Below are 12,717 nucleotides of genomic sequence, written 5' to 3'. Positions count from 1 at the left end.
TTTGTGTTTCGTTTAAAGATGAGTCCAGTATAGGGAGGAGTTATTGCAGTAATTTGACCAAGCTGTAACTGAATTGTAAAAGGCAAAATTCAATTGTTATTAAATTGTAACTTTAATAAAAACAACAACTTGCAGACACCGTTTAACGCAAAACGGTAAAAAAAGAAGTGGCCAATAGTTTAGCAGGGTTTTACCCGCCAGACTATCGGCCACCCTGTGACAAATTGATTAACTGAAAAAGTCGCGCGCTTTATCTACCCAGCTTTTATTCTTGGGGCTGTGTTTGCCCGCATCAGCCTGGGTGCTGCTTTCAAATTCACGCAACAGGTCTTTCTGTTTTTCTGTCAGACGCACCGGGGTTTCAACCACTACATGTACCATCAGGTCACCATGCTCGCTGGAACGTAACGGTTTGATGCCTTTGCCGCGCAAGCGGAACACGCTACCTGTTTGTGTTTCAACCGGGATTTTCATCTTGGCTGCGCCATCCAGCGTCGGCACTTCAATTTCACCACCCAACGCTGCGGTGCTAAAACTGATCGGCATTTCGCAATGCAGGTTTGCGCCTTCGCGCTGGAAAATCGGATGTTCCTTGAGATGCACGACAACGTACAAGTCACCGGTTGGTCCACCATTGACACCCGCCTCGCCTTCGCCACTGAGGCGGATACGATCGCCTTCGTCGACACCGGCCGGGATTTTAACGTTCAAGGTTTTGTTTTGTTTCACACGGCCACCGCCATGACAGGTTGGGCAAGGCTCTTTCACCATTTTGCCAGTGCCATGACATTTAGGGCAAGTTTGCTGCACAGAGAAGAAACCCTGCTGCATGCGCACCTGGCCATGACCATTACACGTGGTACACGTGACAGGCGAGGTGCCTGGACGCGCACCCGAGCCATGACAGGTTTCGCAGCTGGTTTGCACCGGGATACGAATCTTGGTTTCGGTGCCTTTGGCGGCATCTTCGAGTGAAATTTCCAGGTTGTAACGCAAGTCAGCGCCACGATACACGTTAGAACGCTGATTACGCGCACCGCCGAAAATATCACCAAAAATATCGCCGAATGCGTCACTGAAATTGCCGGAGTTAAAGCCGCCAAAACCACCGCCCATGCTAGGGTCAACCCCGGCGTGGCCATACTGGTCATAGGCGGCACGCTTTTGGTCATCGCTCAGAATCTCATAAGCCTCTTTGGCTTCTTTAAAGCTTTCTTCGGCTTTCGGGTTATCCGGGTTACGGTCAGGGTGAAACTTCATGGCCAGCTTCTTAAAGGCTTTTTTAATTTCCTCTTCGCTGGCGTCACGGTTTACACCTAACACTTCGTAATAATCTTTTTTTGCGGCTGCCATAGTTTTTCCGTTTAATGCGCTTGCGCCATAAAGACAAACACACCCGCGATCAGCGTAGTGTGTTTGCCGGCATCATTGAAAAAAGGGCGAGCACCTAAATACTCGCCTCTTTCAAGCTTAGTCTTTCTTCACTTCTTCAAACTCGGCATCCACTACATCGCCTTCAACCGTTTTTTCGCCTTCTGCTTGCTGTGCGCTCTCGGTGTTAGCCTGCGCCTGTTGTTCAGCGTAGACTTTTTCACCCAGTTTTTGCGAAGCTTCCATCAAGGCATTGGTTTTGGCTTCGATCACTTCTTTATCATCACCATCCTTGGCCACCGCTTCCAGCTCTTTAATCGCGTCCTCGATCTTGGCTTTTTCATCGGCTTCAATCTTGTCGCCATGTTCAGCCAGCGATTTTTTCACGCTGTGCAATACGCTGTCAGCCTGGTTACGGGCATCGACCAGTTCACGCAGTTTTTTGTCTTCATCAGCATATTTAGCGGCATCTTCTTCCATGCGCTGAATTTCTTCTTCGGACAATCCAGAGTTGGCCTTGATAGTGATCTTGTTCTCTTTGCCGGTCGCTTTATCTTTGGCAGACACGTGCAAAATACCGTTGGCATCGATGTCAAACGTCACTTCAATTTGCGGCATGCCGCGTGGTGACGGTGGAATGTCACTCAGGTTAAACTGACCCAGGCTCTTGTTGCCAGACGCCATTTCGCGCTCACCTTGCAGCACATGAATGGTCACTGCGTTCTGGTTGTCTTCAGCAGTCGAGAACACTTGTGACGCCTTGGTAGGAATTGTGGTGTTTTTCTTGATCAGCTTGGTCATCACGCTGCCCAGCGTTTCAATCCCCAGTGACAATGGAGACACGTCCAGCAGCAACACGTCTTTAACGTCACCTTTCAATACGCCACCCTGAATCGCAGCACCTACCGCTACGGCTTCGTCCGGGTTCACATCTTTACGTGGTTCTTTGCCAAAAATCTCTTTCACTTTTTCTTGCACTTTTGGCATACGGCTTTGACCGCCGACCAAAATCACGTCAGAAATATCAGAAGGAGACACGCCCGCATCTTTCAATGCCGTTTTGCACGGTGCAATGGTGCGCTCAATCAACTCTTCAACCAGGGACTCCAGTTTGGCACGGGTGATTTTCACCACCAAGTGCTTAGGACCGCTAGCATCCGCCGTGATGTAAGGCAGGTTCACTTCAGTTTGCTGTGCGCCGGACAATTCGATCTTGGCTTTTTCAGCCGCTTCTTTCAAACGCTGTTTGGCCAGCAAATCGTTGCGCAGGTCCAGACCGTTCTCTTTTTTGAATTCGTCGGCCAAAAAGTCGATGATGCGGTTATCGAAGTCTTCACCACCCAAGAAGGTGTCACCGTTGGTGGACAACACTTCAAACTGGTGTTCGCCGTCGATTTCAGTAATTTCGATAATCGAAATATCAAATGTACCGCCACCCAGGTCGTAGACAGCAATCTTGCGGTCACCTTCCTGTTTATCCATACCGAACGCCAAAGCTGCTGCGGTTGGCTCGTTGATGATACGTTTCACATCCAGGCCAGCAATACGGCCTGCATCCTTGGTTGCCTGACGCTGGCTGTCGTTAAAGTAAGCCGGTACGGTAATCACGGCTTCAGTCACTTCTTCGCCCAGGTAATCTTCAGCGGTTTTTTTCATTTTGCGCAAGACTTCAGCGGAGATTTGCGGTGGCGCCTGTTTGTTGCCACGCACTTCTACCCACGCGTCACCGTTGTCTGCTTTAGCAATGGTGTAAGGCATCAGGTCGATGTCTTTTTGCACTTCTTTTTCGTCAAAACGACGGCCGATCAAACGCTTGACCGCAAACAGGGTATTTTTAGGGTTGGTCACTGCCTGGCGTTTTGCCGGGGCGCCGACCAGAATCTCGCCATCTTCCTGATAAGCGATGATAGAAGGCGTGGTACGTGCACCTTCCGCATTCTCAATCACGCGTGGCTTGCCACCTTCCATCACGGCGACGCAGGAGTTGGTTGTCCCCAAGTCGATACCGATAATTTTTGCCATATTATATGTTCCTTAAATTCGTTAATCTTTAATCTGCTGATGCAGTGAACATTGGGATGCTGTGAAAGATTTCAAGCCCCTGTTCTTTAAATGGTTTTTAGTTTTACTTGGCCTGAATCACCGTGACCAAGGCTGGACGCAATACACGCTCATTCAGGCTGTAGCCTTTTTGCAGTACGCTCAACACGGTATTCGGCTCACCTTCGGCAGGCACCATGCTGATGGCCTGATGCTTGTTCGGGTCAAACTTTTCGCCCAGCGGGTTAATTTCAGCAATATTGAATTTCTCGAACACGCTGAGCAGTTGCTTGGCTGTCAGCTCGACGCCGTTTTTATAACTGGCCACGTCTTCGCTTTCAACCGCCAAAGCTGCATCCAGGCTATCTTTCACTGCCAGCAGTTCACCACTGAATTTTTCCAGCGCAAACTTGCGGGCCTTATCAATATCATCCGCAGCACGGCGACGGATATTTTCACCTTCGGCTTTGACATACAACACTTGCGCTTTGGCTTCCTCCAACGCGGCTTCCAGGGCCACAATGCGTGCTTCGTGTGCATCGGCCACGCTGGCTTGCACCTCTTCATGCACGGCGGATTCGTTTACTGGCACCTCGGAAGGTGTATTTGGTTCTTGCATGGGGCTCCCCTTCTTATTCAACACTATTCACCATGAGAGGTTTCTATCGAAACATTTTTCTCTCAATATCTTTCCAAGGTTGGGGATGCCCCTACTGATTTCAAGGGTAAAGCGTGAATTTGTGTATGATTTTTCAAATGTGACCGGGAATCTAGCGCACCATGGCCGAGACTTCAGCAATCACCTCTGCCACAGCAGGCAGTTGCCCTTTGCCTCCCAAATTGACGGCAGCTGCCACGCGCCCGCCCGCCACGCCGGTAAACGCAGGCTCGGTATCGGTATAAATAGCAACGATGGGGATATCCAGCGCCGCAGCCAGGTGTGATAAACCGGTATCCACCCCCACAGCGAAGCGCACTTGCGGCATCTGGCTGGCGAGTTGTTGCAGGCTGAGCTTAGGCAGCACCAGCGCTTGCGGTACTTGGGCTTGCGAGACTAGCGCCGCAATTCTTTCTGCACGCGCTTTTTCGCTATCACTGGCCCAAGGCAACCACATATGCAAACCTTGCCTGGCATAGTGCTGCCCCAAAGCCACCCAGTGCTCTTCAGGCCATAACTTGCTATCACGGCTAGTCGCATGCAGCGCCAGAAAAGCCTCGGCTGGCGCGTGCTGACCCAGGCCTGCCAACCCATAAGCAGGCTTATTGTGCGGCACGGCATAACCGAGCGCCAGCGCTGCCAGCGTGCGCATACGCACGACAGCATGCTGTCGATAACTAATGGCATACCGATGCTGGTAAAACCGGCTGGCCAAGGGCTCACGAATGGAGTGTTTGTCGTAACCATGGCGCGGCCCACGGGCCCAAGTCGCCATCACGGCGCTTTTCACCAACCCCTGTAAATCCAGCACCAGATCATAAGGCTGAGCAGCGACGGCCTGTTTCACGGCTGCAATTTCACGCCAGGTCTGGCGACGCCACCACTGTTTGCGCCAGCGACGCACGGCGACGGTAAACACTTGCGCTACACGTGGATGCAGGCGCGGAATATCGGCAAAGCTGGCCTCTACCAGCCAGTCAATATGCGCATCAGGAAAGTGTTGCAGGATATCCTCAACAACAGGCAGGGCGTGAATCACGTCGCCCATAGAGGTGGTTTTGACAATCAGGATGCGTTTCATGGCCGCTATTTTCGCATACAATGCCATCGCATGAAGTTTGCGTTTCTTATATTCAAATACTTTCCTTACGGCGGTGTGCAGCGCGATATGCTGCGCATTGCCAGAGACTGCGTCGCCCTCGGCCATGAGGTCACCATCTTCACCGGCGAATGGCGTGGTGACTTGCCGCCAGGCATTGATGTCCACTTGTTAAAAGCCCGTGGCTGGCTGAATCATCACCGCCATCAGTCATTGATCCGGCAAATGCAGCAAGCCGTGGCGCAAGGGCATTTTGACCGCGTGGTCGGTTTTAACCGCATGCCGGGGCTGGATGTGTATTTTGCCGCCGACCCCTGCTATGCCGAACGCATGTACCACGAGCCCTGGTACAAAAAACTGTCTGGCCGCTATCGGTTTTTTTCAGCCATGGAAAATGCCGTGTTTGGCAAACAGGCTTCTACCCATATTTTGTTACTCAACCAGCATGACCAGGCTATGTTTCAGCGCTGGTATGGCACAGACAATGCGCGTTTTCACCTGATCCCACCCAATATTCCACTGCAGCGTTTCAACAGCCTGGCGGCCCAGGATCACCGCACGTATGTGCGCAACACGTTTAACCTGCCTGACGATGCGATTGTGTTGCTGACAGTAGGGTCGGCATTTATACGCAAAGGGGTAGACCGCGCGATTGATGCCTTGAGTAGCCTGCCAGATGCGCTGAAACAACGCTGCTGGTTATTAGCCGTCGGTGAATTTGAGTCCAGCAGCAATATGCACGCTTACGCTGCGCAACGCGGTGTGGCCGAACGCTGCATAGAAGCAGGCGGCAGGCCGGATATTCCAGCTCTGATGCTGGGTTGTGACTTGCTGATCCATGCTGCGCGCTCTGAATTGGCCGGGATTGTACTGATTGAAGCCATGACCGCGGGCCTGCCATTACTGGTCAGCGGGGTATGCGGTTATGCGGGGTATGTGGCAGAAGCCCAAGCAGGTAAAGTACTGGCGGAGCCTTTTAGCCAGACGGAATTGAATCACACATTACTGGATATGCTGCGCCAGTTAGTCACAGAGCACTGGTCAGACAACGCCAAAGCATTTGTGCAACACATGGCGGCGGCTCAAATCGCCCATCCGGAAGCCAATATCATTGCGTCGCCATCCACAGTCGGCAAACACATTATGGCGTAGCCGGTTTACCCGGCATAAACGGCACATTGCGTAACTTGTCTGCGGCCGCTTTGCTGGCTTCACTGCGTTGCAAGGCATAGGCTTTAGCCTGCTCTAACAACGCCGCAGACGGCAAATTAGGATCTTCCGGTAACGCTGATAGCTTTTCAAAGCTTTCTTCATAAGGCGTGGCGACCTGTGCGTCAATCTGCGCCGCCATGTCATCAAAGCTGACACTACCCTCACGGCCTTCCAGTATGATCTGCCGCCATTTCTGCTGCGCTTTCTGGTCCACCTGATTGAGCTTTTGCACCTGCTTTTGTATCGCGACTTCTTGTTGCCAGCGATATTTGGGCGTAGGCAAATGGGTCACCAAGACAAACAGCGCTACCACCCATGATACGGCCGCCAACCATTGCGTCAGTGTTAATTGTTTACTGGGCACAATGGCGACCGGTAACAAAAGCGTTGCCATCACCATGCCAGTGACAAAGCCACCAATATGCGCCGAATTATCAATGCCTGGAATGATGTAGCCCATGGCAATGGTCAGGGCAGAAAACAGCAACGCACCCCAGAACAACCAACGGAATTCCTGTGCCTGCATTTGCTTTCTGCCAAACCAGACATACGCCAGCAGCGCGCCATAAATCCCGAAAATAGCCCCGGAAGCGCCACCCGATACAGCATCATTGCCTTGGATGACCAGCGACAGCAGGTTGCCACCGACGCCACTGATAAGGTAAATCAGCAGGAAACGCAGGGCACCAAACATACGCTCGACCAGTTTGCCGCCATCCCACAAGGCCAGCATATTCATGCCCAGATGCAAGGCGCCAAAGTGCAAAAACATGGCACTGGCCAACCGCCACCACTGTCCATCCGCCGTGGCCGGGGCAAAGTTGGCCCCCCAGGTCAGTTGTACGGTATTCGGAGAATGCCAGAAGCCAGCGCCGCCAAACAGCATGACGACGAACACCAGCACATTCAGAATAATCAGCAATCGCGTCATCGGCGGGACTGGTGCGCGTAACTCAATACGGGTGAGCAATGACTGATCCATTTAGTGAAGTGACTCCTGAAAAGGGACTTCTAACAAAGGTGGTTGTTGCAACCCCTCTATCAGGGTTTGCAGGTTTTCCTGTGGTCGTGACATTTGCGGGTCTATGCTGTTCGCTACCCAGCCACAGAAATCGATATTTCGCTGCTTGAGCACCTGCGCCGTGAGTAAGGCATGGTTAATACAGCCCAGCCGCATGCCCACTACCAGCAATGCTGGTAGATTCAATGCCTGAATCAAATCGGCAATGGTTTGGCTGGCGTTAAGTGGCACCAGCAAACCGCCCGCGCCTTCAACAATCACCACATCCGCCATAGTGGCCAGTTGTGTGTAGGCCGCTTGAATGACGTTAAAATCGATCTCAACCCCCGCCTGGGCGGCGGCGATATGTGGGGCAATGGCTGGCTCGAAACAATAGGGATTAATCAACTCAGGCGGCGCGCTGACATTGGAAGCTGCCGTTAATTGCAATACATCGTCATTTTGCCAGCGGCCATCTCGCCACTCGCAACCGGAAGCCACCGGTTTCATGCCGATCACAGTCAGGCCTTGCGCCACCAGTTGCTGCATCAAACGCACGGTGACTGTCGTTTTACCTACACTGGTATCGGTGCCGGTGACAAAAAAATGGCGTGGCAAGGTGCGCATGCTTAATCCGGATGCGCCGTTTTACGTGACATAAACTGTACCGTGCTGGTCCCCGGCTCCGTGTAAGGCTGGCTGCCAGTCCAGGCATGGACAAATACCACTTCATAGGTGGCAGGCAATTTACCGTCGCGGCGGAACGCTTCATAGCCTTGCCGCAATTGCTGTAAAAATCCTTTTCCGCTCAAGCCTTTGGCACGCCCGGCGGTGGCATTGTGGGCACCGATGGCCTTGAGGTCACGCATCAAGGATTCCACCGTATCGTAGGTCAAGGTGTAATGCATCACATCCAGCACTGGCGCGCTGAAACCGGCGCGTGTGAGCGCATCCCCGATATCATGCATATCAATAAACCGGCTGACGTGAGTATGGTCAGCACCTGAGGCGGCACGCAACTCTTTGAGCGTATCCGGCCCCAGCGTGGCGAACATCAGCAGGCCGTTAGGGCGCAATACACGGCGCCACTCTTGCAACGCGGCATCCAGATCATTACACCATTGCACGGCAAGGTTGGACCACACCATATCCACACTGGCGTTAGCCAAGGGCAGCGATTCAATATCGGCACAGACGAAACGTGGCTTGGCCCGCCAGAATTGATACCAGGGAAATAATGTGCGGCTACGCGCCAGCATGCCTTCGGCAATATCCAGCGCAATGCCCTGTGCTTTTTTAAATTGCCCGAGCAAGGCATGCAAGCCATGGCCGGTGCCACACCCGGCATCCAGGATGACTTCAGGCTCGAGTTTGACCACGTCCAGGCGGCTCAGCATTTCTTCACGCACCTGGCGCTGCAAAATAGCAGCCGCATCATACTGTTTGGCGGCACGGTGAAACGACTGCCGCATGCGCGACTTGTCGATCTGGTAAACGTCCTGCATTTAGCTACTCATTGGTGGTGATGTCAGGTCGTCAGCCATAAATGCTTCTACAGACTCGCAGAAAGCATCCGCATGCGACAGGAACGGTGCATGCGCGGCGCCGGCAATCACGCGTAACTGGGCGCGCTGCATATGCATGGCCAGCCAGTGGGCCGCTGAGAGAGGCGCCAAAGTATCACGGTCACCATGGATCAGTAAGGTCGGCTGGAACAAACGGCCAACCTCTTCACGCAAATCAGTTTGCAGCAAAATATCCAGCGCCTGGTTCAGGTTGTCTTGCGTCGGCGTGGGTTTGGCCGCAAAGGCTGTGCGTAATTGGCGCACAGTGCTACGCGCATCCTTTGCATGCATGCATTGCAAGGTCAGGAAGTTCAGCAAGGTGGCATTAAAATCCTGCTCGAAGCGCTCATTAAACTGTTCAAAATGTTTGGCCGCAATGCCGTTTGGCCAATCAGGCTTGCTGACAAAACAAGGGTTGGTCCCTACCAGAATGAGTTTTTCAACACGGTCCGGCTGGTTAAGTGCAATCTGCTGGGCCACCAGGCCGCCCAGTGACCAGCCCAGGATGGTAGACACGCCGGGAATCTCTTCGGCTACCGCTTCAGCCAGGCTGTGCAAATGGTAAGGATAAACGGGGCGGCTTTGGCCCATGCCGGGCAGGTCAACCAGGAACAAACGGTAGTTGGCAGACAGGCGCTTGACCACGCGCTCCCAGACCGCACTATTCATGCCCCAGCCATGTAACAAAACCAATGGCTTGCCCTGGCCCATGATTTCGATAAAACAACTCATGGCTGCGTCCCGGCCGGAATCTCACGCTCTGCGGCATGCAATGCAGCAATCAGTGCCCGCACATTCGCCTCACTATGCGCAGCCGACAATGAAATGCGTAAACGGGAGGTATGCGCAGGCACGGTTGGCGGACGAATGGCAGGCACCAGAATACCGCGCGCCTGTAAATATTGACTCAGTGCCAGCGCCTCGTGGGTATCACCCACCACCAGTGGCTGAATCGCCGTCTCCGACGGCAGCAGGTGCCAGCGTGAGAGTGACAGCTCACTTTTGAGCAAGGCAATCATGTCAAACAATTGCTTTCTGCGCGCATCCCCGTGCTCAATTTCCTTGACCGAAGCCAGCAATGCGGCTGACAGCGGCGGCGGTGCCGGGGTGGTATAAATATAGCTATTAGCGTACTGAATCAGGTAATCGATGACAATTTTTTCACCGGCGACAAACGCACCAGCGACGCCAGCGGCCTTGCCCAGCGTGCCCATCATGATTAATCGTGGTGACTGCAACCCTAAATGCTTGAGCGAACCGCGGCCTTGTGGGCCCAGCACACCAAAACCATGCGCATCATCTACATAGAGATAGGCATCGTAGCGCTCACAGAGTGCCAGGTAAGCAGCCAGTGGCGCAATATCGCCATCCATGCTGAACACCGCATCGGCGGTCACCAGTTTGTGGCGCGCCGTGCTGGCTTGCAGTAGTTTCTCCAGCGCAGCCACATCGTTGTGCGCAAAGCGGTGATGTGTGGCACGTGATAAAAACGCGCCGTCATTGAGGCAAGCATGATTAAGCTTATCGGAAAACACCGCATCGTCACGGCCCATCAAGGCACTGATGACGCCAATATTGGCCATATAGCCAGTCGAGAACAGCAAGGCGGCCGGTTGACCGACAAACGCCGCCAACGCCTGTTCCAACTGGTCATGGTAACGGTGATGGCCGGTAATCAGGTTGGAAGCCCCGCTGCCCACACCCGCCTCTGCCGCAGCTTCTTGCAGCGCAGTCACCAGCGCAGTATCGTTCGCCAGGCTCAGGTAATCATTGCTGCAAAATGACAGAAATGGCTGGCCATTGGCGGTAATATGCTCGGCCTGTGGCGAATCCAGCAAACGGCGCTGACGCATCAGGCCCAGTGTTTGCCGCTTATCCAGATCGGCGCGTAAAGACTCCAGCAAATCGCTCATTAGATCTTCTTCAGGCCAAGTTTGCTGAATAAAGCGTTATCCGACTCCACTTCCGGGTTACCTGTCGTGAGTAATTTTTCACCGTAGAAAATACTGTTGGCACCGGCGTGGAAGCACAAAGCCTGTACCGCTTCGCCCATGCTTTGGCGGCCTGCTGACAAGCGCACAAAACTGGTTGGCATGGTGATACGCGCAATCGCGATGGTACGTACAAATTCCAGCGGATCCAATGGATCTGTACCATGTAATGGCGTGCCTTCTACCTGTGTCAGCAAGTTAATCGGTACGCTCTCTGGCGGTTGCTCCATATTGGCCAATTGTGCGACCAGGCCTGCACGTTGCGCACGGCTTTCGCCCATGCCGATGATGCCGCCACTACAAACATTGATATTCATGCTGCGCACGCGATCCAGCGTATCCAGGCGGTCCTGGTAAGTGCGGGTGGTAATCACATCACCATAAAACTCTGGCGCCGTATCCAGGTTGTGGTTGTAGTAATCCAGCCCGGCCTCTTTCAGCTGCTCGGCCTGGCCGTCTTTAAGCATGCCCAGCGTGGCGCAGGTTTGCAGGCCCATCGCCTTCACTTCAGAAATCATTTTTAACACCGGATCCAGGTCACGCTGTTTGGGGCCACGCCAGGCAGCACCCATGCAGAAGCGGCTGGCACCACTGTCTTTAGCGGCTTTGGCGGCAGCCAGCACGTCGTCCAGCTTCATCAATGGCTCATTTTCCACCTCGGTATGATAGCGCGCGGCTTGCGGGCAATAGCCGCAATCCTCAGAGCAACCACCGGTTTTAATCGATAGCAAAGTACTCACTTGCACCGCATTCGGGTCAAAGTGTTCTCTGTGTACCGTCTGGGCTCTGTGCAGCAAGTCATTGAATGGCAGTTCAAACAGTGCCATGATGTCTTCTACGCGCCAGCGCTCAACCGTCGGGTGGCACGCAGCCGAAGGTTTCAAGCCATCCAGGTTAATGATAGAGGTTTGTATTTCGCTGCCACAAGCGGCAGCAGAGGTTTGTTGTTCCATAAATACCACGCAATGAAATTGTATGAATAATCCGGGCGAATTATATGTTGTTTAAAATATGACGTGAAAAAATTTTACAATAGATTAAAATTTAATCACATCCAACTTTACCAGCAACTACAACAATGGCTTGGTTCAAGCTTGCCCTGTGTACTGTGTGATGCACCAGCCACCGCAGATAGCGCTCGCAAGTCAGCACTTTGCAGTCACTGCTTTGACTTGCTGCCCTGGTATACCTCGCCACGCTGTGCGCAATGCGCACTCCCCACCTCATCAGGCGCACTGTGCGGCATCTGCCTGCAGCATGCGCCAGCCTTTGATCATACGCTGACGCCATTCCGGTACGCCTATCCGTTGAATCGCCTGCTGCATCAATTCAAATACCATCAACAATTGTCTTTGGGCAATGTGCTGGCAAACAGCCTGCTCACACAAGTGTCGATTTTCGCAGAGACCGCACGACCACAGGTGGTGATGGCCATGCCCATGCACATCAACCGCGTTAAACAGCGCGGATTTAATCATGCGCTGGAATTAGCCAAACAGGTGCATCATCATTGTGGCATCGTTTTAGATCTTGAAGGCTGTGTACGTGTGATTGATACGCCGACACAGGCAGGCATGGATATGAAAACCAGAACACGCAATTTGCGCGGCGCATTTGCCACGCACCGCTCATGGCAAGGCCAGCATGTGATGATTGTGGATGATGTGATGACCACGGGTGCCAGCATGCACGCGGTGGCCAAAGTATTAAAGCAGGCCGGGGCAACGCAGGTGACGGCGCTGGTGCTGGCCCGCACCTTGAAAAATGAAGCGTGACGGATG

The 12,717-nt window shown here is 53.2% G+C and carries 12 protein-coding genes; 2 read left to right on the top strand and 10 right to left on the bottom strand.

The features are described from left to right. Positions 1 to 228: 228 nt before the first annotated feature. The 4 genes from dnaJ to waaC form a co-directional block, all read right to left on the bottom strand. Positions 229 to 1,353 carry a molecular chaperone DnaJ gene (gene dnaJ, locus B3355_RS00920; protein ID WP_024929426.1) on the bottom strand — a complete coding sequence of 375 codons (1,125 nt, stop codon included), beginning with the start codon at positions 1,351 to 1,353 and terminating at the stop codon, positions 229 to 231. Positions 1,354 to 1,470: 117 nt separating this feature from the next. Next, entirely contained in the window at positions 1,471 to 3,393 is a 1,923-nt protein-coding gene (dnaK, locus tag B3355_RS00915) for a molecular chaperone DnaK (protein ID WP_019881334.1), read from the bottom strand. Positions 3,394 to 3,496: 103 nt separating this feature from the next. Then, complete coding sequence (gene grpE, locus B3355_RS00910) at positions 3,497 to 4,030, bottom strand: nucleotide exchange factor GrpE (RefSeq protein WP_292779325.1); 534 nt, start codon at positions 4,028 to 4,030, stop codon at positions 3,497 to 3,499. Between the two features lie 151 nt (positions 4,031 to 4,181). Further along, positions 4,182 to 5,177, bottom strand: a complete 996-nt coding sequence (gene waaC / locus B3355_RS00905) for a lipopolysaccharide heptosyltransferase I (protein WP_292779322.1) — start codon at positions 5,175 to 5,177, stop codon at positions 4,182 to 4,184. 3 nt (positions 5,178 to 5,180) lie between these two features. Here waaC and B3355_RS00900 point away from each other — a divergent pair, with 3 nt between their 5' ends. Next, positions 5,181 to 6,320: a glycosyltransferase family 4 protein gene (locus B3355_RS00900; RefSeq protein WP_292779320.1), complete on the top strand. Its 1,140-nt coding sequence runs from the start codon at positions 5,181 to 5,183 to the stop codon at positions 6,318 to 6,320. Here B3355_RS00900 and B3355_RS00895 read toward each other — a convergent pair. The 6 genes from B3355_RS00895 to bioB are packed head-to-tail and all read right to left on the bottom strand — an operon-like array spanning position 6,310 to position 11,889. Beyond that, positions 6,310 to 7,362 (bottom strand): rhomboid family intramembrane serine protease, encoded by a 1,053-nt coding sequence (locus B3355_RS00895; RefSeq protein ID WP_292779317.1) that lies wholly within the window; start codon positions 7,360 to 7,362, stop codon positions 6,310 to 6,312. The genes B3355_RS00900 and B3355_RS00895 overlap by 11 nt on opposite strands. Further along, positions 7,363 to 8,007, bottom strand: coding sequence for a dethiobiotin synthase (bioD, locus tag B3355_RS00890; RefSeq protein ID WP_292779313.1), 645 nt, complete (start codon positions 8,005 to 8,007; stop codon positions 7,363 to 7,365). 2 nt (positions 8,008 to 8,009) lie between these two features. Further along, positions 8,010 to 8,885: a malonyl-ACP O-methyltransferase BioC gene (gene bioC / locus B3355_RS00885; RefSeq protein ID WP_292779310.1), complete on the bottom strand. Its 876-nt coding sequence runs from the start codon at positions 8,883 to 8,885 to the stop codon at positions 8,010 to 8,012. After that, positions 8,886 to 9,677, bottom strand: coding sequence for a pimeloyl-ACP methyl ester esterase BioH (gene bioH, locus B3355_RS00880; RefSeq protein WP_292779307.1), 792 nt, complete (start codon positions 9,675 to 9,677; stop codon positions 8,886 to 8,888). It abuts the gene before it with no gap. Then, positions 9,674 to 10,858: an 8-amino-7-oxononanoate synthase gene (gene bioF / locus B3355_RS00875; RefSeq protein ID WP_292779304.1), complete on the bottom strand. Its 1,185-nt coding sequence runs from the start codon at positions 10,856 to 10,858 to the stop codon at positions 9,674 to 9,676. Before bioF ends, bioH begins: the two co-directional genes overlap by 4 nt. Then, the gene (gene bioB / locus B3355_RS00870) at positions 10,858 to 11,889 is read right to left on the bottom strand and encodes a biotin synthase BioB (RefSeq protein WP_024929417.1); all 1,032 of its coding nucleotides are present in this window, start codon (positions 11,887 to 11,889) and stop codon (positions 10,858 to 10,860) included. The genes bioF and bioB overlap by 1 nt, the downstream gene beginning before the upstream one ends. Before the next feature lie 141 nt (positions 11,890 to 12,030). Here bioB and B3355_RS00865 point away from each other — a divergent pair, with 141 nt between their 5' ends. Then, the gene (locus B3355_RS00865; RefSeq protein WP_292779299.1) at positions 12,031 to 12,711 is read left to right on the top strand and encodes a ComF family protein; all 681 of its coding nucleotides are present in this window, start codon (positions 12,031 to 12,033) and stop codon (positions 12,709 to 12,711) included. Positions 12,712 to 12,717: the final 6 nt, after the last annotated feature.

Source organism: Methylophilus sp. UBA6697 (assembly GCF_002454655.1).
Lineage (GTDB): Bacteria > Pseudomonadota > Gammaproteobacteria > Burkholderiales > Methylophilaceae > Methylophilus.
This window is presented reverse-complemented; position numbering and strand designations above follow the sequence as displayed.